Here is a 23,012-nt window from a genome sequence, read left to right on the forward strand (position 1 = left end):
TACATGGTAGAGTGGAGGTTATCCCGAGTGCAAAGAGAGGGTTACACAGTGCAACAAATCGATTTTTATATGGTAGACGCCTTTAGCACCACGACGTTTGCTGGTAATGCCGCCGCTGTATGTCCCCTCACGGACTGGCTGCCCGATGAAACATTATTAAAAATGGCGCAGCAGCATAACCAGTCGGAAACCGCTTTCTTTGTCGCCAATGATAATGGCTTTGAGCTACGTTGGTTTACCACGCAGGGAGAAATTAATCTCTGTGGGCATGCCACGCTTGCCGCGGCGCATGTGATTTTCGAACATCTGGATTACCCGGACACGACGATCCATTTTGCCACCCGATTTGTAGGTCCGCTGATGGTCACACGCAGCGGTGAATGGCTGACGCTTGATTTTCCTGCCTGGCAAAGCGAGCCTGTCGTACCGCCCGCCTTACTGCTGGAAGCGTTGGGCATCACAGAATATAAAGAAGTTCGCGTGGGGCGCGATTACATGGTGGTGTTGGAGGATCAGCACCAGGTCGAGGCTGTACGTCCGAATATCCACGCCATGGTTCCACTAGGCAAAATGGTTTGTATTACCGCGCCTGGCGACGGGGAATATGATTTTGTCAGCCGTTTCTTCTGCCCGGGCGAGGCCGTCGCAGAAGATCCCGTAACGGGTTCGGCGCATAGCATGCTCATTCCTTACTGGGCCGCAAAACTGAATAAAACAGAAATGTTGGCGCGTCAGGTATCTGAACGCGGGGGAGATTTACGCTGTCAATTGGCGGACTCTCGCGTTTATATTGGCGGGCAGGCAACCACTTACCTGACGGGTAAAGTGCTGCTACGCTAACCCTCTTATCCGTTACACAACCCAATCCAGGGAGGATATATGTCGAACAAACTGGTGCAGATTCACTTTAATTTTCATGGTCCGTTTGGCGCCGAGATGTCGCAGCAACTTGTCGAACTGGCCGAATCCATCAATCAGGAGCCGGGCTTTATCTGGAAAATCTGGACCGAGAACGAAGCCAATCATGAAGCTGGTGGCATCTATCTGTTTCAGGATCAAGACTCCGCACAGGCTTATATCAAAAAACATACTGCCCGCCTGAAGCATCTGGGTGTGGAAGAAGTGTTTTTCAAAATCTTCGATATCAATGAGCCATTGAGTAAGATTAACCACGGTCATATTGGCTAACGTTATTGGCTTAAACGCCCCGTTCTGGGGCGATACCTCCTCCCCCAGTTTTCCCCTCACTCATATCCCAACATCCGCTATATAGCGTGTGTCACGTTTGTTTTAGTTCACAAAATCAGCGCCCATGAAAACTATCACTAGCCGACCGGAGCATGAAGGCGTATAAATAATACAAACAGTATTATTTTATACAAATTGAATTACTAAAAACACAGGAGATCGCTTATGTCCCCAGACATTACGCTCAATGCTTCACCAGGAAGTTTCCCCCCGGCGGGTCATTACTCGCACAGTACAACGGCAGGCGGTTTTGTGTTCATTTCCGGGCAACTGCCAGTCACCCTGGATGGCGAAAAAAAAGCCGATGCGTCTTTTGAAGAACAAACCAGACTGGCCTTACAAAATGTCGATGCCTGTCTGGCTGGTGCTGGAGTCTCGCGGCAACATCTGGTTTCAGTGCGTGTCTATGTGACGGATATCAACCAGTGGCCGACATTTAACAGGATCTATGGTGAGTGGATCGGTGATTTTCGCCCTGCCCGTGCTGTCGCTGGCGTTGCCGAACTTCATTACGGTTTTGCCGTAGAAATCGAAGCGATGGCTTTGGCCGCGCAGGCCTGATTTTTAACTGCATACAGGTGAATAAAAATGACTGATATGACACTGCCTGATTATAACGATATTGTCGCTGCGGCAGAGCGCATCGCAAATTATGCCAACAAAACGCCGGTAATGACGTCCCGCACGGTTAATGAAGAATTTGGCGCTGAAGTCTTCTTTAAATGCGAAAACTTCCAGAGAATGGGCGCGTTCAAATTTCGCGGCGCTATGAATGCGCTACGCCAGTTCACGCCACAACAACGGGCTGCGGGCGTCGTGACCTTTTCTTCGGGGAATCATGCGCAAGCCATAGCCTTGTCGGCAAAATTATTGGGGATTCCGGCGACAATTATCATGCCGCATGATGCCCCGGCTGCCAAAGTTGCCGCGACCAAAGGGTATGGCGGAAATGTAGTGATTTACGATCGCTATACTGAAGACAGAGAAAAAATTGGTCAGGACCTGGCTGAGAAACAAGGGCTGACGCTGATCCCTCCTTACGATCATCCGCACGTTATTGCGGGCCAGGGCACCGCAACGAAAGAGTTGATTGAGGAAGTGGGACCGTTAGACGTCCTTTTCGTATGTCTGGGTGGCGGCGGCCTGCTATCCGGTTCCGCACTGGCAGCGAGGCATCTTTCCCCTGACTGTGTGGTCTATGGCGTAGAACCTGAGGCAGGCAATGACGGTCAGCAGTCGTTTCGCAGCGGCAACATTGTTCATATTGATACACCGAAAACCATAGCCGATGGCGCTCAGACTCAACACCTTGGGCAGTATACGTTTGCGATTATTCAGCAAAACGTGAACGATATTCTGACTGTCTCAGATACTGAATTAGTCACCGCGATGAAATTTATCGCAGAACGAATGAAAATCGTCGTAGAGCCAACTGGCTGTCTGGGTTTTGCCGCCGCCAGAGCACGGAAATCTGAACTTCAGGGTAAGAAAATCGGCATTATTATCAGCGGTGGAAACGTGGACATCAGCCGCTATGGTGAATTGCTGGCTGGATGATAAGCAAGGTATCTGCCATGCAGATACCTTATTCCTGTCTGTACATTCCCGTCTGGAAAAGCGAGCCCTGCTCACTGTAAACTGCTCGTCATCGTGGCAAAAGGCACCACTGCAGGAGACTGGCATGCCAAAAACCGACAATAACTCGCTTCTCAGCCAACTTGATACTATCGCCAGAGGGTTAAGCGAGACCTTTTCTCCCTTTTGTGAAGTGGTTGTTCACGACCTCAAAAAACCTGAACATGCCATTTTGTCCATCCATAATAATCTTTCCGGACGTAAACCAGGCCAACCAGCAACAGAACTGGGTCTGGCGCGCATAGCATCACCAGACTTTCCCAGCATCATCGCCAACTACAGCAATCAGTTTGCTGATGGTCGTCCGGTAAAAAGCACTTCCATTGGTATCAAGGATGAGGACGGTAAATACGTCGCGGCGCTGTGCCTTAATGTTGATATGACGTTGTTTCGGGGTATGCAGAGCGCGCTTGCACAATTTACTGAAACCGAAGACTCCCCCATAAAAGAACATATCGATCCCGGTAGTAATGAAGTTATTCGCCAGCGTATTGATGACTTTGCCGCTAAACGCGCGACCACGGCGCGCGCACTCAAACCTGAAGACCGTAAGTTATTGATTCAACAACTCCGTAAAGAAGGTTTGCTGAATGTACGAAAATCAATGGATACCGTCGCGCAGCATTTAGGCGTGTCGCGAGCCACCGCTTACCTGTATGCGCGCCAGTCGGCACACATGCGCGATTAAGCTGATTCAGACAGGCATAACTGCCTCAACTTGCCTGTCAATCATTGCTGGCACGCAGCAAGCCCACTTACGGGGCTGCTTTACAGCCAGAAATTATCATCCAACGAAAAAACGACACCTTATGACTGCAAAAAATAAACCTTGGCATTCGTAGGTATTTATTTGCGCTGACTGAATTGATAGATTATTTTTATACAGACGGGGTAAATTTTAGCGGTATTTTAAATGACAGCATCGGCCTTACTTAATCAATGCATAAAATGGCCCATACTAACCTACTGATTTCATTAAGTTAAAAGAGAAACAGGCGTACTGTAAAATAATGTCCATACAGTATATATAAATAGCATAATATCTAAATTATAATCTTTTTACATCCGGAAGTCAGGTGAGGTCAGAATGCGGTTATTTGTCATGTTGTTAAGCCTGGTCGTCTCCACACAGCTCTGGGCGGGTGAACTTTCCAAACCTACGGGCAAAGTCCTTTTAACCGTGTCCGGTAATATAGAAAATACAAATGAAGACGGGAAAGCCACTTTTGATACCGCCAGCCTCGAGAAACTGGGCATGGTAAGTTTTCAGACCACTTCTCCTTGGTATAATGGACGCACGACTTTTACGGGTATTCCACTACAAAAGCTCATGGATTTTGTTGGGGCGAAAGGCACGGTTGTAAAAGTTACTGCGCTCAATGACTACACCACCGTTATCCCTCTCAATGATTTCAAGAAGTACAATGTCATTCTTGCTTTAAAAATCAACGGAAAATATATGCAAATCCGTGATAAAGGGCCGTTATTCATTGTGTATCCCTATGACAGCATATCTGAACTGAATAATCAGATTTATTACTCAAGGTCAGCATGGCAGGTCAGTAGAATGGATATTGAGTAAGCGTTCAGAGGAACATCATGAACAGAATACTGGCTGGCATCATATTTTTTCTTTTTATATCTACTGGGTATATTTCCTTCCTGGTGCATGAAAGGCAGCAAGAGTTACAGAAATTAACGCATTACACCGATTCATGGTCCGCTGCGCAAATGGTATCGCAATATTACCGATTCGAATCATTGCTTGGTCTCTACACTATCGATGAAGCGATGAACCTCGATGAGGTGCGCTTGCGCCTCGACATTATGCTTAGCCAGAGTGATTTGATAAAAGAAGGTGATTTAGGGCACTATATAGCGAGCAATCAGGCGCACAGTGAACTGGCGTTAAAACTTGAAAATACGCTTAACTATCTGGACCTTAACCTCGAGAAGATGAACCGTTCAGAACTCCAGGCATACCTGAAAAAAATGCATGCGCTGGATTCGCAACTTGGCCGCCTTTCATCCGGCGCGTTAAATAAGGATGTTAACTCGATCAATAACGCCAACCTTAAAATTCAAACGCTGTACTATATTTACTCGGCAACCTCTGTTCTGCTGATCATACTGAGTGCGATACTGGGTGTACTGATATTCTTTCAGAACAGAAATATTCTGCGAGCGCATCTTCAGGTAAAGAGTCTCGCTGAAGAACTTCAGAGTTCTAAAGAAAAGTTGCAAATCCAGAATGCAAAACTGGAATATGACGTCTACCATGACTCGCTTACTGATATGAATAACCGCCAATTCTTCTGGGGGAATTTAAATCAAACAATCGAGATGGCAGAAAAAAACAACGATTCCGTGACTGTGATGCTGTTTGATTTAGACCGATTCAAAGAGGTAAATGATACCTATGGTCATGATGCCGGTGATATTTTATTACGCCAGATATCGGACCGTCTGATTTCAATGAGCCACACTTCAGATACGCTGTATCGCTTAGGTGGAGATGAGTTTGCGTTTCTCTCAAGTGGCCTGACAGAGAGCCAGGCCGTTTCGCGCGCCCAAAAGATATGCGATTTTATCAGCCAACCCTACACGATTTATAACACAATTATAAACATAACTACCTGTGTTGGGATTGTTATATCAGAAACAGAACGCCGCTCCGATTATCTTTATAAATTTGCAGATCTGGCCCTGTATGAAGCTAAAAATGAAGGTTCAGGTAAGATAAAAGTCTTCCGGCAATGGATGTTAGAAAAGCTGCAAGAAAGCAGAACGCTTGAGCATGATATGGCGATGGCCATAGTGAATAAAGAATTCGTGGTTTATTATCAGCCTATTGTGGATTCTTTCAGCCGGGAAATTTACAGCTATGAAGCCCTTATTCGTTGGGTTCACCCTCTAAAGGGCCTCCTGTCGCCGGATAGCTTTATTCCTGTTGCTGAAAAAACAGGCATGATTAACGAGATGGGAAAATTTGTGCTGGAAATGGCCTGTACGGAAGCGGCTTCCTGGACGATTCCGGCCAAAATTTCAGTCAATGTCTCGCCGGTACAGCTAAGCAGCAAAGCCTTTGCCGGAATAGTGCTGACTATTCTGAAAGAAACAGGACTCCCCGCTCAACGCCTTGAACTGGAGGTCACTGAATCCTCTATCTTTACTGAGAGTAATACGCCGATGAATACGCTGAATAAACTCAGGGCGCTGGGCGTGAAAATCTCCATCGATGATTTTGGTACCGGGTATTCTTCTCTTTCCCGGTTGAGCCGGCTGGCCTTCGATAAAATAAAAATAGATAAGTCCTTTGTACATTCACTATCTACCCAGGACGATGCCCTTAATATTATCAAACTCATTACAGGCATGGCGAAATCCCTTAATATGAAGGCTGTTGCAGAAGGCGTTGAAACACAGGAACAACTGGAAAAACTTCAGGCACTGGGCTGTGATTTCGCGCAAGGATATCTGTTTGGTAAACCTCAACCGGGAATTGATGGGAAAATCAGACACGGCTAAATCTGAACGGATATCCCTGGCCGCTAAATTGGGGCAACAACACTGTTGCCCCACTATGTAGGTTTTACGGAAATGACCTGTTTCATTACCTGTTTAAAAAAAATGATGGGACGATATCCTCTCTGAGCTTACGTGAGTCGGTATCCGCAAGTAATGAGCAGAGATCTTCAGCAAAAGTTGGTAAATCCTCAGAACGGTTCTATAGTCGGGACTGCTTCTCATTACAGGATTCACCGATGCGATTTAACGGACTGACCAAAGGTTTCTTCATTTTCATACTTGCCCTCGTTACCTGGGCGTTCTTCGACGTGCTGTCCCCCTACTTTTCCGCCATTTTGTGGGCCGCGATCTTAACGACTATTTTTAACCCGGTAAAAAACAGGTTGCGCAGCGCACTTGGCGAACGCAACGGGCTGGCATCGTTAATAACCATCGCCATTATCTGTTTAATTGTCTTTATCCCACTCATGGTGATCCTGTCATCGCTGGCCATTGAACTCAATGTGGTGTACAACAAACTGCAACAAAACGACACGCAGTTTCCCGAAGTCGTCACCTCTATTCTTTCGTATCTTCCTGGCTGGGCGCGAGGATTCCTCGCAGAACACAATCTGGATAATGTTGCAGAAATCCAGAAAAAGCTGTCCGACATTGTGTTGCAAGGCGGCCAGTACCTTGCGGGCAGCGCGTTTCTGATCGGTAAAGGGACATTCGGCTTTGCCATCAGCTTTGGCATCATGCTGTATCTGCTGTTTTTCTTGTTAAAAGATGGACCTTATCTGGTACGCCAGATTCTGGACTCATTACCACTTTCTGATTTTGCCAAACAGCATTTGTTCGCCAAATTTGTCGGTGTAACGCGCGCAACCGTCAAGGGCACAGCGGTTGTGGCTTTAGTTCAGGGGATTCTTGGCGGCATCGCGTTTGCGATTGTGGATATCGACGGCAGCGTTCTGTGGGGCGCATTAATGGCATTTCTCTCTCTGGTGCCTGCCGTCGGCTCGGCAATCGTCTGGGTACCCGCAGCCATATTCCTCTTCGCTACGCACCAACTGTGGCAAGGGCTGTTTATCGTCGGGTTCTTCGTGATTATCGTCGGTTTGGTGGACAACATCCTGCGCCCGCTTTTGGTAGGAAAAGACACCAAAATGCCGGACTACCTGATTCTGATAACCACCCTCGGCGGGATGGAGATTTACGGCATTAACGGGTTTGTGATTGGCCCGCTGATCGCCGCGCTGTTCATTACCTGCTGGAACCTGTTTTCCGGGCGCGATCATGCCGGTAACGTGGAAGGTATCGACGAAGCCTTTATGGAAGAAGGAAAAAATCCTCCAGATTTATGATGTCAGGACGATAACAGAAGGCGGCCCAGAGCCGCCTTTTTTATTTTCACGCAAAATCATACGTTTCCTATAATTTCAATCATGCTAATTGATTAATCGTCGCAGAAGGAACTAATCAGTGCGAATAGCCACAATCACCAACTGGGCCTACAGCGCGACGGTATGCCTGACCATCGCCTCCGGCGTTGTCATGCTGATGGCGTCCAACGCCGATAACACCGAACGCCAGGTGGTGGAACAACGTTATAAATTTGACCAACTGACCGAAGAAGTGGAACTCGACGCCTGGTCGCTGTCTGATATGGCGCGTCTCTACGTGGTCAGTAAAGACCCTGATGCTTTGAACAACTATCGTCAGAAAGAGGCGTCACTGAAAGCCGTTGAGCATCGCCTGGCAGCGTTGAAAGATGCCGGAGCGACAGGTGAAGAACTGGCGCTATTGCATGAAGGATTGCAGATTGTTGATGCCCTGCAGGACGAACAAACCGCAGCGCTGGCCAGCGTCGCGCGGGGAGAACACACACAAGCGATTGCCCTGCTCTTCAGCAAAACCTATGAACAGGAACTGGAGCGGGCACAGGACCGGATTGACCATTTCCGCCAGTTGCTCGACAACCGTGTACTCAATGCCATTGAAGATGCCACTCAGGCGTCACGTACACTGCGCACAGCCTCTGAAGTGATGGTCGGTCTTACGGCGCTGCTATTTTTGTTCGTTCTTGGGTTTATATTGAAGCGCCGTGTGTTGCGCCCGGTGGTGCGTTTGAGCGATGTAGTTAACCGTCTGGCATCGCAAGATTATGCTGTCGAGACACCCAGCTTTAACCAGATCGATGAAATTGGCGATATGGCCCAGGCGATCCGGATTTTTCGCGAGAACGGGCTGGCCCGTCAGCGGCTGGAGAAAGAGAGAGACGCCGACTGGGGGATCCGCGAACTACTGGCTCGCATGACGCAGCGTCTGCAGGGGTGCGAAAGTTTTGCCGATGTTATTAATGTGGCGGAACTGTTCGCGCCGAATATTGCTCCAGGTATCGCCGGCCGACTGTACATACTGGATCGGGAGCCCTGGCAGATGCGCTGCGTTGCGCAGTGGCTCTCACCAGAGGGTAAAGCCGATGCGTTTCACCCGGACGAATGCTGGGCGGTACGCCGCGGCCAGAGCCATCCACCGGTACAAGACGAACCGGATATCGCCTGCTACCACCTGCCAGAGTCGTGCCAGCGGCATACCTTATGCGTGCCGCTGATTGCCCAGGGTGAAGCCATCGGCCTGCTCTCATTTCAGAATCTCAGCGAGGATTCCACCTCATCTCGCGCCTACCTGGAACTGATGGCAGAAGCACTCGGCCTGGCATTAGCCAACCAACGCTTGCGCGATGCGCTGCTGGAGAAAGCGCTATACGACCCCCTAACCGGTCTGCGCAATCGTCATCATCTTGAAGATACTCTCCGTACCCAGATGAGCCAGGCGGTTCGTACCCAAGAACCGATCAGTTGCCTGATGATCGATATCGACCATTTCAAAAACATCAATGATCGCTTTGGCCATGAGGCTGGCGATAGTGTGATAAAAAGTATCGCCGCCATTATTCAGCGCGTTGTCCACGACAGCGGCATGGCTTTCCGTTACGGTGGCGAAGAGTTTCTGGTCCTGCTGGCAGGTGCGGATGAACAGGCGGCCAATAGCTTTGCAACGGATATTTACAACGGCGTACGCGAATTGTCACTGCGCTTTGGCGTATCCGATATTGGTCACGTGGATGTCTCTATCGGTGTTGCCAGCTACCCGCAGCATGCCCAAAGCGATAATCTGCTGCGTGCCGCAGACGTCGCGCTGTATCGCGCAAAAGAACTGGGGCGCTCGCGCATTGTGAGCTTTGGCATGCTGGAAGCAAGCTGAACTATGTCAGTTGTCGGCGCATTGCTTTACCTCTACGTCAGGTAGTGGTAAGTTGACGGGATGAACACCAGACACGATATCAACGCTTTTACTCATAATCTGTGGTGGCTGCCTTCTTAAAGGCGGTCAGAATGTGTTTCCCCCATTTTAAATAACCGCCGAAAGGCGGTTATTTGCATTTGAAGACCCCTTTCGGTTTTACGATCAAGGAGTCTTATATGAACAACAAAACCATCATCCTCACTGGCGATCGTCCTACTGGCCCGCTGCACCTCGGCCACTATGTTGGCTCGTTGCGCCAACGCGCCACGCTGCAGCACGATTATCAGCAGTTTATATTGGTCGCGGACCTGCAAGGACTGACCGATAACGGCAGTACGCCACAAAAGATCCAAAACAACATTCCCGAAGTGCTGGCTGACTATCTCGCCGCGGGCATAGACCCCTCACTCACCACCATTTGTTTGCAATCGGCCTTGCCCGCCCTTGCCGAACTGACCGCGCTTTATATGAACATTGTTACCGTGGCGCGCGTGGAACGTAATCCTACGGTCAAAAACGAAATTGCGCAGAAAGGGTTCGCCCGCTCGTTACCGGTTGGCTTTCTGGTTTATCCCATCAGTCAGGCGGCAGATATTTCAGCCTTCAAAGCTGAAGTGGTTCCGGTCGGCGACGATCAACTGCCGATGATTGAACAGACCAATGAAATCGTGCATAAAATGAACAGCTTATTACCTGCCCCAGTCTTGTCGCATTGTAAAGCGTTGCTGAGTGAAACCAGTCGTCTGCCCGGTATCGACGGTAACGCCAAGATGTCGAAATCACTAGGTAATACAATTCTGTTGTCCGCCAGCGAGGAAACCATTCATCGCGCCGTCAGCGCAATGTACACCGACCCTAATCATCTGAAAGTGTCCGATCCGGGGCAGATTGACGGCAATATCGTATTCACCTACCTCGACGCGTTTCACCCAGATAAAATCAAAGTGGCGGAGATGAAAGCGCATTATCAGCGCGGCGGATTAGGTGACAGGGCATGCAAAAATGAGCTGGAGATGTGCTTGCAAGAACTCATCGCGCCGATGCGTGAGCGTCGGGCAACTTACATTCAGGATAAAGGCATGCTGATGGCGATGCTGAAAAAAGGCAGTGAACAGGCGCACGAAGTCACACAGCAGACATTAAGAGAAGTGAAACAAGGGCTGGGTTTACCGGTGTTCTGAACACGAATAGAAAAATACAGGATGACTGATAACTCCCGCTAAACATTAAAAAATGTGGTTACGCTTAAGTTTTTCAATAGCATAACCGCTACTAAGAGAGTGAGATGTAACTATCTTATTATTACGCCTCATTATAAAAAGTTCGAATTCTCTTCTTTACGCCTGCCAGGGTCCGTGCCCATGCAGGCTTTTTTTCACTATCAACTTTTCGGATATCAGTTAACCACTAATGTCCAGTCCATCTCCCCCCCTGAATAAAAAACACGCTGCAAAATCAACAAAATATAATCAACTTGCTTAATTACTCTGCAAACGCGTGAGATCAGGAAGAAAAATGCGATTTCCCTCTTGCCTCATTCGGTCTGTGCCGCTAATATTCGTCCCCGTTGTCACCTACAACGTTGCGTTCATAGCTCAGTTGGTTAGAGCACCACCTTGACATGGTGGGGGTCGTTGGTTCGAGTCCAATTGAACGCACCATATTGCGTCCGTAGCTCAGTTGGTTAGAGCACCACCTTGACATGGTGGGGGTCGGTGGTTCGAGTCCACTCGGACGCACCATATCACTTTTGATGTGGTGCCTTTCCCCTTACATTATTCTCGATAAAATCCCCTAATTGTTGTTGCCGTCCTGAGCGATTTCGCTATTCTTGCCGTCTATCCCGTTTGTCTCCTGCGCCGTTATCGACCACACTTATCCTGCTTCGCTTGTTTTCGGCACAATGCCGACACAGAACATCGATCACAGGGCATAAAAATAATATCAGGTGGATAAGATGAACAAGATCGCTATCGTCGGTACGGGACCGACAGGAATCTATACGTTACTCGCGCTTCTCAAGCATCAAACCCCGCTTTCAATTAGCCTCTACGAACAATCGAATGAAGCTGGGGTAGGCATGCCCTATAGCGATGAGGAAAACTCGCGATTGATGCTGGCAAATATCGCCAGTATTGAAATACCCCCCATTACCTCTTCTTATCTCGACTGGTTACGCCAACAGAGCGTTGAACATTTAGCCCGTTATGGCGTGAAACACGCCTCGCTGCATGACCGACAATTTCTGCCGCGAATTCTGCTTGGTGAATATTTTCGTGACCAGTTTTTACGCCTTGTAGACCTTGCGGACAAACAGGGGTTTAACGTCACCGTACACGAGTCCTGTCAGGTCAAGGATGTCAAAGCCACAACGGATGGCGTTGTTATTTGCAGCGATCATAACGACCCGGAGCATTTTGATCTTGCTGTCATCGCCACGGGTCACGTCTGGCCTGACGCACAAAGCGCGTCACGTACCTTCTTCCCGAGTCCGTGGACCGGGCTTATGGAGGCCAAAATCCCGGCGTGTAATGTAGGAATTTTGGGTACATCGCTGAGCGCTATCGATGCGGCTATGGCCGTCGTCGCACAACACGGCAGGTTTGTATTAGATGATGCGCAGGGTGTTCATTTCGAAAGAAATGAAGGCAGTCAGGATCTCAACATTCTCCTCATGTCCCGTTCTGGCATTCTACCGGAAGCCGATTTTTACTGCCCTCTCCCCTATGAACCACTCTCCATTGTGACTACTGAGGCACTGGAACAATGTATTGCAGTTGGTTCTGCTGGGCTGCTGGACAGGATCTTTATGCTCATAGTCAAAGAAATTGAGCTGGCAGACCCTGTCTGGAGCAAAGAAGTCGCCCTCTCTTCCCTGAACGCCGACAGCTTTACGGATGTCTGGTTCGCTGCCCGTAAAAAGCACGATCCGTTTCACTGGGCCGCAGCCAATCTTGAAGAAGTCGAACGCAATAAACGTGAAAAACACACGGTTGCCTGGCGTTACGCTATTCTGCGACTGCATGAGGCCGTACAGGAAATTGTCCCGTGGCTGGATGAGAAAGACAGAGAGCGGTTTAACAATGGACTTGCTCGCGTCTTTATCGATAACTATGCAGCCATTCCTTCACAGTCGATCCGTAGATTACTGGCGCTGCGTGAGGCCGGGATCCTGAATATTCGCGCGCTCGGTCAGGATTATCAGTTAGAGCAAAAAGAGAAAATGACGGTGATACGCGCTCAGGGCGAAACCTATAAGTTTGACGTTTTTATCGATGCCAGAGGCCAGAAAGCGTTAAAAATTAAAGATCTGCCATTTCCATCGCTGCGGGATCAACTGCAATCCGCGAGTGAGGAAATACCGGATGTCGGCGATGACTATACGTTACAGGCGCCTGATATCGTCCGGGGCCGCATTGCGCTCGCCGCACTTCCCTGGCTGATGCACGATCAACCGTTTGTGCAAGGGCTTACTGCCTGCGCAGAAATTGGCCAGTGCGTCGCGCGTGCCATTTCCCGGCCAGCCACGCGTCTTCGTCGACGCTTACCCTATTACGAGGCGTGACGCGATGTCTTCTTCCATCACTCTGCTTGCAGCCGGCAGTTTACGTCCGGCACTGACTCCGCTGATAACCCATTTCACGCACATAAGTGGAATAGATGTGAAAGTGGAATATGGTCCAGCCGGTTTATTGCGCGAGCGGATTGAAGCAGGCGAACCCTGTGCGCTGTTTGCTTCGGCCAGTCGGGAGCATCCGCAACGCCTTCTGGCTCAGCATAAAGCTCTCTCAACGCACACCTTTTGCTGGAACCAACTGGGTCTGGTTACCAACCGGACCGGTGAATGGCTGGATTTGCTGCGAAGCCCTACCCTGCGAATTGGTACCTCTACGCCCGGCTGTGACCCTTCCGGGGATTATACCTGGGCATTTTTTGACAAGATGGATGCGCTGGAGAGGGGCCTTGGGCAGCAGCTTCGCGAAAGGGCCATTCCCCTGGTTGGTGGTCGAGACACCGTGAGGATCCCGCAGGGAGAACTGGCCAGCGCCTGGGTCCTGCGTCAGGGACTGGCCGATCTGTTTATCGGCTACGCGCATTATGCAAAAACGCTCCGCACACTACCCAACGTTCGTTATGTAGCGATTCCGGCTGAATATAACATTCAATGTGAATACCAGTTGGCGCTGCTGGAGGCATCCAAAGATGCGCTGGCGCTGGTTGAGTTTATGCTCGGCAACGGCGGTCAGGAATTTCTGATCGCCGCCGGTTTTATACCACTTACCGACGAATAGAAAACAGCGGCGCAATAAACGGCGTCTGGTAATGGTCAACGTTCACTTTTCGCAACGGTAATCCATAGGCCTGGGACAGATTATCTTCCGTCACGATGCTGTCCGTCGGCCCTGCCCGCCATTTTCCTTCAGGAAGCAGCAGCAGCGTATGCGTGGCTATCTGTAGCGCATGCAGCGGATCGTGGGTTGAAAACAGCACGCTGCAGCCTTGTTGGCGAGCCAGATCGCTGATGAGCTGCAGCACCACCTGCTGATTAGCGAGATCCAGCGCGGAACATGGTTCATCAAGCAATAACGTCTGGCATTCCGTGACCAATGCCCTGGCTATCATCACTAACTGTTGTTGCCCGCCAGAGAGTGAACCAAACGAGCAGGCGCCAAGATGTGCGATATTAAGTTGCTCCAGCGCCTGCGCTGCCCTTTTTTGATCCTGCTGGCTGGGCTGCGCAAATAACTTCACGTGTTGTGCCCGCCCCATCAGTACCACATCGCTGACCGTATAGGGAAACGGCAGATGACAATGTTGCGCCACAATCCCAATTCCACCGGCATTCTCAATACTGCCGCCCAAACCAGGCAGCGTGCCGGTTAGCGTATCGAGCAGCGTACTTTTACCCAGACCGTTACGTCCCAGCACCGCCCAGACCTCACCTTTCCGGCAACTGAACGTAAGCGGCTCAAATAGCGGTGCGCGATACCCGTAAGTCAGCCGATTCACGCGCAGTGCGACAGATTTCATTGTTTCCTCCGACGGCTGTTGCGGATGAGTAAAAGAGCAAACAGCGGCGCGCCAAATAATGCAGTGATGATCCCCAGCGGGATCTCCGCAGGCATCAGGGTGCGCGCAATATCATCCACCACAATCATAAAACCGCCCCCCAGCCAGAAGGCACAAGGGAGCAACCGACGATGATCGACACCCACCAGCAAACGTGCCAGATGCGGAATAACCAGACCGACCCAGGCAATACTGCCGCTTACCGCCACCTGAGCGGCGACTAAAAAAGCGCAGCACACCAGCACGCTGCGTCGCAGAGGAACCACCGCCACGCCCAGCGCTCTGGCATCTTTATCATTGAGCGATAGCAGATTTATCCGCCAGCGTAACTGATACAAAACCGTCGCGGCGATACCCACCGGAATCGCCAACAGCAGAACTTTATGCCAGTTGGCCGTCGCAAAACTCCCCAGCAGCCAGAACACAATGTTCGGTAACGTCTCTTCGGTATCCGCCTGATACTGAATCAGACTCACCAGTGCGGCAAAGAAACCGCTCAGAATGATACCCGACAGGATCAGCACCAGCGTATTCTCCAGCCCCTGCAATGTAGCGATGGCATACACCAGAATCAGCGCCGTCAGACCGAAGAAAAACGTTGAGCCCATCATCAGCCACGGCGAAAGACCGAGCAGAATCGCCAGCGTACCGCCAAAAGCAGCCCCCGACGTTACGCCGATAATATGCGGGTCGACCAGTGGATTATGAAATACCCCTTGCAGCGTCGCGCCGCATAAACCCAACGCGCCCCCCGCCAGCAACGCGATCAGAATTCGTGGTAACCGCACCGTCCAGACAATCTGGCTGGCAATCCCTGCGGCGTCGCTATAGTGCGTCAGATGGTAAAATACCTCGCTTAACGACAGCGGATATTGTCCGAGGCACAGCGAGCTGACGCCCAGTAATAAGACCGCCGCCATTAGCAGCGGCTGCTGGGGTAAAATGCGGTTACTTAGCTGCATCAGACTGCCAGTTCACACGATAAAAACGCTGATAGTAGTCTTGCGCCTGCGCATCGACATCCACGTCTTTATAGGCGTCCGGATACAGTTTTTTGGCCATCCACAGTTCACCTATCGCCAAGGCTTCCGGCATCGGATACCCCCAGGCTTTGGCGTATTCCGGCATCAGCCAGATGCGATGATTTTTCACCGCATCAATCCCCTGCCAGTTGGGATCGTTTTGGATCTCCGTCACCACCTGCGGGTAACGGTCCTGAACAAAAATCACCTGCGGATTCCACGCTAATACCTGCTCAAGCGCGACCTGACGGGCGCCTTTCACACTGGCCGCCGCTACGTTTAATCCCCCCGCATGCTGCATCATCAGTCCCGTATACTTCCCGGAGCCGTAAGTCATCAGATCAGGGTTAGCCATATAAATACGCACCTTTTTCGCATCAGGAATGTTGGCAACTGGCGCGTTGAACTTTGCCCGCGCCGCAAAAACGTAATCGATCAACGTTTCTGCCTGCGCTTTGCGCCCCACAACATCCGCAATCAGGCGAATTCCCTGCTTTAACCCTTCGTTGTAGACCTGCTCTTCATCGGCCATAGTCGGATTCATTTTATTCTGCTGACCATCAGCATCCTGACGCAATGAGATCGCGACCACCGGAATACCGGCGTTCTGAATCTGCTGAATCATCTCCGCAGGCGCATAGTTGGCAACAAAGACGACCTGTGGGTGAATCGCCAGCAGACTCTCGATATTCACGCTGGTGAGATCGCCCGGCGTCGGCAATGTCGTTATCTTCGGCATGAAACGCGCGAATTCAGGTCCGAGCTGTTTTTTCCAGCTCGACATTACACCAACAATGTCTTGCTGGGCGTTGAGTTGCACCAGAATATTCAGCGTCTGGTGTTGCAGCACAACCACGTTGTCGACATGGTCTGGAATCGTGATCTGACGACCAAGCTGATCGGTAATCGTACGCTCGGCCTGCGCGGAGAACGCCACCAGGAAGCTGGCGCAAACCAGCACAAAAGAACGGAGAGTTAACATGGGGTACCATCTGGATGAGGAATAAAAACGATATATATTAAATTATATAACGATATAACTGGCAACCCATTAGCGATAATTACCGCGCTACACACGAGGAAGATCAATTTTTGTGGGCAAAAATAAAGCCGACGGCAATGACCACCGTCGGCTTTTGTTGATACTGAGTGGCTAAACTATTTCGTCGCAGCTTTAATGATATCGAGCGCTTTGGCAAACTGATCCTGCGGAATTGTCAGCGGGTAAAGGAAACGAATAACGTTGCCGTACTGGCCACAGGTTAACAGCAGCAATCCCTGCTCAAGGGCTTTCTTCTGCACGCGTTGCGCGACGGCAGCGCTGGGCTCCCCCGTCGCTGCATCGCAAAATTCAGCAGCAACCATTGAGCCTAAGCCGCGCACTTCGGCCAGCTCAGGGCACCATCCTTGCGCGTCAGTCAGGGTGGCGCGCAGTTGTTCGCCGAGAGCCGCTGCTCGTTGGCACAACTGCTCATCACGAATAATATCCAGTACCGCATGCGCCGCCGCAATCGACAACGGGTTGCCGGCATAGGTACCACCCAGACCACCCGGCGCAGGCGCATCCATAATTTCTGCCTTGCCTACCACGCCAGACAGCGGCATCCCACCCGCAAGGCTTTTTGCCATCGTCATCAGGTCCGCTTTGTCGGCGTAGTGATCCATCGCAAACAGTTTCCCCGTACGCGCAAAACCGCTTTGCACCTCATCGGCAATCATCACGATGCCATGCTCATCACAGATACGGCGGATCCCGGCAACAAACTCCGACGGCGCCACCACGAAACCGCCTTCGCCCTGGACCGGTTCGAAGATAATCGCCGCAACCTGAGTTGGATCGATGTCGGCTTTAAACAGGCGTTCAATCGCTTTTAGCGAATCCGCCGTGGAGACACCCTGCAACTCAGAAGGATATGGCGCATGGTAAACGGAACCCGGGAACGGGCCGAACCCTTTTTTATAGGGCGCTACTTTGCCGGTCAGCGCCATCGTCATGTAAGTACGTCCATGAAAACCGCCGCCAAAAGCGATAACTCCGGGACGACCGGTATGCGCGCGGGCGATTTTCACCGCATTTTCCACGGCTTCTGCGCCAGTAGTGAAGAATGTGGTTTTGCGTTTACTGTCAATCGGCGCAACGGCGTTGATTTTCTCAGCCAGAGACACATAGCTTTCGTACGGCACAATCTGATAAGCCGTGTGGGTAAAAGCCTGCAGTTGCGCTTCGACTGCCTGCACCAGACGAGGATGACGGTGCCCGGTGTTCAGCACGGCAATCCCGGCGGCAAAATCAATATACTGATTACCCTCAATATCGGTAATCGTGCTGTTTTCTGCCGACTGGGCGTAAAAATCACACATCACACCCACGCCACGCGGGGTGGCATCCAGACGACGTTGTTGCAGGTTTTTATTGTTCATTCTCTACACCTTGTCCATAAATACATTTCAGTTGAATTACCCTTTAAATTTAGACGCCATCTGGTACTTTAATCGAGAGCCAAATCGTTTTATTTTAAGGATCCAAATGCGTTCACTTGCCGGAGATGTGATCAAGCAAGCATTTAGCCAGCAGACAGATGAAAAATTACATCGTCGCCTGTATGCCGCCATCTGTAGTTGCATCCTTGAGGGCAGCCTGAAACCGGCTACCCGCATGCCTCCCTCGCGGGATCTGGCGGGCGAACTGACGTTATCGCGAAACACCGTCTTGCGGGTTTACGAGCAGTTGCAGGCCGAAGGCTATATCTCTGCGCGCACCAGCAGCGGCACCTTCGTTAGCGACAGCGTGCTCGACAATCTCGACCTCCGCCCCAACAAAGAGCCAGTGGCTGTTGCGCTTGAGGATCACACCCGCTTATCTGCCCGCTGCCTTGAACTGCTGGGGCATGCCAGCGCCAGTCCCCGGCAATGGGGAGCCTTTATTCCTGGCGTGCCTGATGTTCAGCATTTTCCTCATCGGGTGCTCAAAAAAATCCAGGATCGGCTGGCAAGGCGACTGCGCCCGGCGTTTCTCACTTACGATGCCGCAGGCGGGGTGAGTGAATTGAAAGAAGCGCTGGCAGACTATCTGCGCACCGCCCGGGGTGTACGTTGTTCGCCTGATCAAATTCTGATTACTGAAGGTATTCACCAGGCGTTGGATCTGGTAACGCGTGCGTTGTGCAATCCGGGTGACAGTGCCTGGATTGAGGAGCCAGGCTATTGGGGGATAAAAAACATTCTACGCATCAACGCGGTTCACTTTTCGGCAATCCCGGTTGATGAGCAAGGTATGATTCCGCCAGGCCCAACAGAACCCGCACCGAAGCTGATTTTTGTGACACCGTCACATCAGTATCCGCTCGGTTCGGTAATGAGTCTTAGCCGTCGGCAACAGCTTCTCTTGCGCGCCCGTGAAACGCGAAGCTGGATAATAGAAGATGATTACGATAGCGAGTTTCGCTTTTCCGGGCAGCCTATTCCGTCATTACAGGGACTGGAGGAAGAGACGCCGGTTATCTACATCGGAACATTCAGTAAGACACTTTATCCCGCACTGCGACTCGGATATGTAGTACTGCCCAAACCACTAGCCGCGCCGCTTAAAAAGGTTCATAACGACCTCTATCGCGGCGGACATTTATTGATTCAGGCCGCGCTGGCGGAGTTTATCCGCGAGGGATACTACGCGGCGCATATTCGAAAAATGCGCCAGCTGTACAGTCGTCGTCGCCAGATGCTGGTGGAACTTATTACCCGCCAACTTGGTGAGCAATATCTTGGCGCCTTTAGCAGCAACGCCGGGCTGCATATGATTTTACAGCTACCCGCCGGAAGTGATGACGTCGCCATTGCTCAGCAGGCGAACGCGCAAGATCTGCTGGTGCGTCCGCTGTCTCGTTACTACGTGAATGAAAAGAAATGCAGCGGCCTGCTGCTGGGGTTTGCCAGTATTGAAGAACATGAAATGGCGGCGGCGTTTACCCGACTCGCGGCTATTATCAGGGAAAACGCCGTATAAGCACTGCCGGATAGCGGTGCTCGCACCTTATCCGGCATGCTGTTTAATGTGACGCTTTTTTAACGCCAGCCAGATCCTGCTGGCTTACTTCACCATTCCCTTCGCCCCAACTTTTACGCACGTAGTTAATTACGTCGCGCATTTCGTTGTCGCTTAACATGCCGCCGTAGGCTGGCATCTTAAAGGAGACGCTGCCCCGCGTTGTCGGGGTTTCTGCGCCATAGGCAATCACTCTGTACAGCGGCGTCGGGTCATCCACCATCACCAGCGGATTGCGGATCAACGAAGGTGCATTATCATCCGTACCTTTGCCTTCCAGACCGTGACACGTTGAGCAGTAGCGGTTATAGGTCACTTTGCCCGCCTCGGCTGAATTCGACCAGGATGCCGTAGTCGCTGCGGTACGCCCCGCTTCAGGCTTCGTACTTTTCAGGCTCAGCAGATATTGTGCGATCGCCGTGGCATCTTCGTCCGTCAGATACTGTGTACTTTGCGTAACGACTTCAGCCATCGAACCAGAAACCGCGGCATGTTTACTTTTACCGGTCAGCAACAGCGATTTTAACTCCGACTCCGACATTCCGGTGCCCCGCAGCGACGGCGCATACCAGCCGTCGATCATCGCGCCGCTCAGATACTCGGGATCGGCATTGCTGTACGCTTTTTCGTTCATCGCCACACCTCTCGGTGTATGGCATGATCCGCAGTGGCCCGGGCCTTCCACCAGATAAGCGCCTCGTTTTAGCAGGGCCGCGTTTTCATCCGTTTTCGCGCTCGCAACAGCCGTCTCTGGCGCGTCGGTAAACAACCAGTTCCAGATATGCAGCGGCCAGCGGGCGGAGAGTAGCCACGGAATGGCATTCTCTTTATTGGGTTGTGCCGACGGCGTGACGTCATGCATAAAATAGCGGTACAGCGCCTGAACATCCTCGTCAGAAAGCTTCGCGTAAGAGGGATAAGGCATGGCGGGATAAAGCGGATGACCATCTTTGGCAATCCCCTGACGTACCGCCTTTTCAAAATCCTCGTATGCGTAGCTACCAATCCCCTGTGTCTTATCTGGAGTTATATTGGTCGAATAAATATCCCCAAGCGGAGTGGGAAACTTTTTGCCCCCTGCCATCGCCGCGCCACCTTCCGTCGTGTGACAGGCTACGCAGTCAGAAATCCTCGCGATGTATTCGCCATGAGTTTCAGCCGCAGAAACCGTGGCGGTAAATAAACAGGCGGCAAGAACGGTTACATTACGCATAGATCACCCCATCTCCTTGAGTTCATTAACCGCTCGCCATGCCTGATCGATCGCCGTATGAGCATATGCCCCCCAGTCAGAATCGGAGTTAGCAATGGCAATACGACCGACTGGCTTGCGCGCCCGCTCGATAATCTCGGGCATTTTGTCCATATCGTCGAACAACGAGTTAGGGTAATAGGCATAGCCATGCGCCCAGCGGTTAACCGTAATGGCGGCAATATCGCGTTGATTATCAAAGCCTGTTGCGCCAAACATCTCCTGCAACTGGGCGCGAATCATCTCTTCATGCGCCGCAAATGTCGTTCCCAGCAAATAGGCCCGCCCCAAACGGAACTGCTCTCTGGCCGAGAGGTTACTGCCAGGATACGTGGGGACGTAGACCATATGAATCACCATCGGATCGTCCGGTGAGGCTGGGTGTTGATACCCGCCAATGCTGACCGGATAGTCGAGCTTAACCCGGCTGTAAGGTGCTGCCGGAGAGTAAAATTCATGCACGCCAAGCTGTTTAAATGCCTGCCAGTTTTTAACCACCACGTTGGTGTATACCAGCGGCGCTTTCACGTTCAGTTTGAGATCCGCCTGCTGCTGTTCCGGCATCTCTGGCACCAGATACGGAATCAGCATGTTATAACCCGCCATAATGGTGTTCTTACCACGAACGCGATGCATTTTTCCGTCCCGCAGATAGCTGACAACCACGCCATCCGGTACGTTGGCGGCGTTAATTACTGTGCTGTTCAGGCGCAGACGCGTGGTGTTTTCCGGCAGGTCCAGTTTTTCATAATGCAGTCTGGCGAGGACCGAGTCCTCCATGGTGGTACCCGGTAGCGCATCCGGTAGCATATACCTGACCAGCAGTCGGGCCAGACCGGCATTTCCATCCGGAAAATGGTAAACATACGGCTCTTCGAGGTCTGCCAGCGACTCTCCGTCCAGCGGGGGTAATCCCAGCGCTTCCATACCCGGTAAGGCGCACGCCCGGGCATCGCTACAGGAAATCCCTTCAATGCCAATGGCAAAGAAGTCGTTAGAACGCTGCTGAAAATAGAGCAGCGCCATTTTGCTCAAACCGACTTTTGTCGCCAGAAACTCACTGTAGCTGTGAGTATCCAGCCATTCAGTTTTCTCATCAATCGTCATACCCGGAAGGTAGTCCGCAGGATGTACATGCAGATCGATTAACGCTTTTCTGTCGTTCTCGCTTAGCGGAAAATCATTGATAAAGTCTTCGATCTTGCGTCCATTCAGTCTGTCCGGCGGAATATCATCAGATACCGCCCGTCCCGGATCGCCGCTGACGATTTTTGTTTCGCCAAAATTCTTTTTATCGAAGAAAACGCCGCGACTGAGCTGCCAGTCGGGATAGAAGTTTACGTCAAAACTCTCTTTCAACCGCGTGACGCTGACGCCCACGGTTTCCATCAGCTTTTGCACTTCGGAACTGAAATTATGCGCCGGAGACTGGAATGCTTCGCTGCCGCCATAGCCGAGTAGTTTCTTGCCCGAGCTGGTAAACTCATTCCGTTTGGCATGTCCTCCAAAATCGTCATGATTATCGAGGATCAAAATCCGGCTCTTTTGTCCGGCAAGTTGACGCCAGAAACAACCGGCAGCCAGGCCGCTAATACCGCCGCCCACAATCACCAAATCGTACTCTTCCTCAATAGGCAAGGCGTTTAAATCAAAATGTTTATGCTCACGGCCCACGGCATGCGCCATTTCAAACGATCCAGGATGATTGCCCCGCAGCCCCGTCAGCGCAGGCGGATAATAACTTCCATCTATAAATGCGTTTTCCTTCCCTGCCGCCCTGACCCATTCCAGCGGGGTAAGCCCCGCCGCAACGGTCACCGCGACGCCGTTGAGAAAATCACGTCGGGTAATTGCCATTAACTTTTTCCTTATTGCTACACTGCCCTTAACACGACACAAATAAGAGGCATCCCCTTCTCAGCAA

Annotated in this window: 19 protein-coding genes and 2 tRNA genes; 15 read left to right on the top strand and 6 right to left on the bottom strand. The window is 51.2% G+C overall.

Annotated features, from left to right (window positions below; all coding sequences use genetic code 11):
• Positions 1-48 precede the first annotated feature (48 nt).
• The 14 genes from AC534G_RS13985 (at position 49) to AC534G_RS14050 (ending at position 13,994) form a co-directional block, all read left to right on the top strand.
• Entirely contained in the window at positions 49-840 is a 792-nt protein-coding gene (locus AC534G_RS13985; protein ID WP_038640355.1) for a PhzF family phenazine biosynthesis protein, read from the top strand.
• 39 nt (positions 841-879) lie between these two features.
• On the top strand, positions 880-1,188 hold the full coding sequence (locus tag AC534G_RS13990) for a monooxygenase (RefSeq protein WP_038640354.1): 309 nt from the start codon (positions 880-882) through the stop codon (positions 1,186-1,188).
• 225 nt (positions 1,189-1,413) lie between these two features.
• Positions 1,414-1,809: a RidA family protein gene (locus AC534G_RS13995; RefSeq protein ID WP_085049410.1), complete on the top strand. Its 396-nt coding sequence runs from the start codon at positions 1,414-1,416 to the stop codon at positions 1,807-1,809.
• Between the two features lie 27 nt (positions 1,810-1,836).
• Positions 1,837-2,805: a threo-3-hydroxy-L-aspartate ammonia-lyase gene (locus tag AC534G_RS14000; protein WP_038640351.1), complete on the top strand. Its 969-nt coding sequence runs from the start codon at positions 1,837-1,839 to the stop codon at positions 2,803-2,805.
• Positions 2,806-2,929: 124 nt separating this feature from the next.
• A complete protein-coding gene (locus tag AC534G_RS14005) occupies positions 2,930-3,571 on the top strand; it encodes a helix-turn-helix transcriptional regulator (protein WP_110498130.1) in 642 nt (213 codons plus the stop codon).
• A 399-nt stretch (positions 3,572-3,970) separates the two neighbouring features.
• Positions 3,971-4,465 (top strand): putative pterin-binding protein, encoded by a 495-nt coding sequence (locus tag AC534G_RS14010; RefSeq protein ID WP_038640347.1) that lies wholly within the window; start codon positions 3,971-3,973, stop codon positions 4,463-4,465.
• Positions 4,466-4,482: 17 nt separating this feature from the next.
• Complete coding sequence (locus AC534G_RS14015) at positions 4,483-6,411, top strand: putative bifunctional diguanylate cyclase/phosphodiesterase (RefSeq protein WP_038640345.1); 1,929 nt, start codon at positions 4,483-4,485, stop codon at positions 6,409-6,411.
• A gap of 236 nt (positions 6,412-6,647) precedes the next feature.
• Positions 6,648-7,757, top strand: coding sequence for an AI-2E family transporter (locus AC534G_RS14020; RefSeq protein WP_069324210.1), 1,110 nt, complete (start codon positions 6,648-6,650; stop codon positions 7,755-7,757).
• Positions 7,758-7,875: 118 nt separating this feature from the next.
• Positions 7,876-9,660 (top strand): diguanylate cyclase, encoded by a 1,785-nt coding sequence (locus AC534G_RS14025; protein ID WP_110498132.1) that lies wholly within the window; start codon positions 7,876-7,878, stop codon positions 9,658-9,660.
• A 218-nt stretch (positions 9,661-9,878) separates the two neighbouring features.
• Positions 9,879-10,883, top strand: a complete 1,005-nt coding sequence (trpS, locus tag AC534G_RS14030; RefSeq protein ID WP_110498134.1) for a tryptophan--tRNA ligase — start codon at positions 9,879-9,881, stop codon at positions 10,881-10,883.
• A gap of 403 nt (positions 10,884-11,286) precedes the next feature.
• Positions 11,287-11,363, top strand: a tRNA-Val gene (locus tag AC534G_RS14035).
• Positions 11,364-11,367: 4 nt separating this feature from the next.
• A tRNA-Val gene (locus AC534G_RS14040) sits at positions 11,368-11,444 on the top strand.
• A gap of 215 nt (positions 11,445-11,659) precedes the next feature.
• Positions 11,660-13,267 (top strand): FAD-NAD(P)-binding protein, encoded by a 1,608-nt coding sequence (locus AC534G_RS14045; RefSeq protein WP_199981165.1) that lies wholly within the window; start codon positions 11,660-11,662, stop codon positions 13,265-13,267.
• A 4-nt stretch (positions 13,268-13,271) separates the two neighbouring features.
• Positions 13,272-13,994, top strand: a complete 723-nt coding sequence (locus AC534G_RS14050; protein WP_110498138.1) for a substrate-binding domain-containing protein — start codon at positions 13,272-13,274, stop codon at positions 13,992-13,994.
• On the opposite strand, the gene AC534G_RS14055 is transcribed toward AC534G_RS14050, so the two are convergent.
• The 4 genes from AC534G_RS14055 to puuE form a co-directional block, all read right to left on the bottom strand.
• Positions 13,981-14,733 carry an ABC transporter ATP-binding protein gene (locus tag AC534G_RS14055; RefSeq protein WP_110498140.1) on the bottom strand — a complete coding sequence of 251 codons (753 nt, stop codon included), beginning with the start codon at positions 14,731-14,733 and terminating at the stop codon, positions 13,981-13,983. The two genes, AC534G_RS14050 and AC534G_RS14055, sit on opposite strands and share 14 nt — an antisense overlap.
• Complete coding sequence (locus tag AC534G_RS14060; protein ID WP_069324216.1) at positions 14,730-15,734, bottom strand: FecCD family ABC transporter permease; 1,005 nt, start codon at positions 15,732-15,734, stop codon at positions 14,730-14,732. The genes AC534G_RS14055 and AC534G_RS14060 overlap by 4 nt, the downstream gene beginning before the upstream one ends.
• The gene (locus AC534G_RS14065; protein ID WP_110498142.1) at positions 15,721-16,776 is read right to left on the bottom strand and encodes an ABC transporter substrate-binding protein; all 1,056 of its coding nucleotides are present in this window, start codon (positions 16,774-16,776) and stop codon (positions 15,721-15,723) included. Before AC534G_RS14065 ends, AC534G_RS14060 begins: the two co-directional genes overlap by 14 nt.
• Before the next feature lie 176 nt (positions 16,777-16,952).
• Positions 16,953-18,215 carry a 4-aminobutyrate transaminase gene (puuE, locus tag AC534G_RS14070; RefSeq protein WP_110498144.1) on the bottom strand — a complete coding sequence of 421 codons (1,263 nt, stop codon included), beginning with the start codon at positions 18,213-18,215 and terminating at the stop codon, positions 16,953-16,955.
• A 106-nt stretch (positions 18,216-18,321) separates the two neighbouring features.
• Here puuE and pdxR point away from each other — a divergent pair, with 106 nt between their 5' ends.
• On the top strand, positions 18,322-19,797 hold the full coding sequence (pdxR, locus tag AC534G_RS14075; RefSeq protein WP_110498146.1) for a MocR-like pyridoxine biosynthesis transcription factor PdxR: 1,476 nt from the start codon (positions 18,322-18,324) through the stop codon (positions 19,795-19,797).
• A 43-nt stretch (positions 19,798-19,840) separates the two neighbouring features.
• On the opposite strand, the gene AC534G_RS14080 is transcribed toward pdxR, so the two are convergent.
• Positions 19,841-21,049 carry a cytochrome c gene (locus tag AC534G_RS14080; RefSeq protein WP_110498152.1) on the bottom strand — a complete coding sequence of 403 codons (1,209 nt, stop codon included), beginning with the start codon at positions 21,047-21,049 and terminating at the stop codon, positions 19,841-19,843.
• A 3-nt stretch (positions 21,050-21,052) separates the two neighbouring features.
• Entirely contained in the window at positions 21,053-22,945 is a 1,893-nt protein-coding gene (locus AC534G_RS14085; RefSeq protein WP_110498154.1) for a flavin monoamine oxidase family protein, read from the bottom strand.
• Between the last annotated feature and the right edge of the window lie 67 nt (positions 22,946-23,012).

Source organism: Citrobacter sp. CRE-46 (genome assembly GCF_059615875.1).

Coding starts and splice junctions, on each gene's coding strand:
- AC534G_RS13990 (WP_038640354.1), top strand. CDS start 880: ATGTCGAACAAACTGGTGCAGATTCACTTTAATTTTCATGGTCCGTTT.
- AC534G_RS14015 (WP_038640345.1), top strand. CDS start 4,483: ATGAACAGAATACTGGCTGGCATCATATTTTTTCTTTTTATATCTACT.
- AC534G_RS14000 (WP_038640351.1), top strand. CDS start 1,837: ATGACTGATATGACACTGCCTGATTATAACGATATTGTCGCTGCGGCA.
- AC534G_RS14005 (WP_110498130.1), top strand. CDS start 2,930: ATGCCAAAAACCGACAATAACTCGCTTCTCAGCCAACTTGATACTATC.
- AC534G_RS14045 (WP_199981165.1), top strand. CDS start 11,660: ATGAACAAGATCGCTATCGTCGGTACGGGACCGACAGGAATCTATACG.
- puuE (WP_110498144.1), bottom strand. CDS start 18,215: ATGAACAATAAAAACCTGCAACAACGTCGTCTGGATGCCACCCCGCGT.
- AC534G_RS14050 (WP_110498138.1), top strand. CDS start 13,272: ATGTCTTCTTCCATCACTCTGCTTGCAGCCGGCAGTTTACGTCCGGCA.
- pdxR (WP_110498146.1), top strand. CDS start 18,322: ATGCGTTCACTTGCCGGAGATGTGATCAAGCAAGCATTTAGCCAGCAG.
- trpS (WP_110498134.1), top strand. CDS start 9,879: ATGAACAACAAAACCATCATCCTCACTGGCGATCGTCCTACTGGCCCG.
- AC534G_RS14060 (WP_069324216.1), bottom strand. CDS start 15,734: ATGCAGCTAAGTAACCGCATTTTACCCCAGCAGCCGCTGCTAATGGCG.
- AC534G_RS13995 (WP_085049410.1), top strand. CDS start 1,414: ATGTCCCCAGACATTACGCTCAATGCTTCACCAGGAAGTTTCCCCCCG.
- AC534G_RS14010 (WP_038640347.1), top strand. CDS start 3,971: ATGCGGTTATTTGTCATGTTGTTAAGCCTGGTCGTCTCCACACAGCTC.
- AC534G_RS14020 (WP_069324210.1), top strand. CDS start 6,648: ATGCGATTTAACGGACTGACCAAAGGTTTCTTCATTTTCATACTTGCC.
- AC534G_RS14085 (WP_110498154.1), bottom strand. CDS start 22,945: ATGGCAATTACCCGACGTGATTTTCTCAACGGCGTCGCGGTGACCGTT.
- AC534G_RS14055 (WP_110498140.1), bottom strand. CDS start 14,733: ATGAAATCTGTCGCACTGCGCGTGAATCGGCTGACTTACGGGTATCGC.
- AC534G_RS14065 (WP_110498142.1), bottom strand. CDS start 16,776: ATGTTAACTCTCCGTTCTTTTGTGCTGGTTTGCGCCAGCTTCCTGGTG.
- AC534G_RS14080 (WP_110498152.1), bottom strand. CDS start 21,049: ATGCGTAATGTAACCGTTCTTGCCGCCTGTTTATTTACCGCCACGGTT.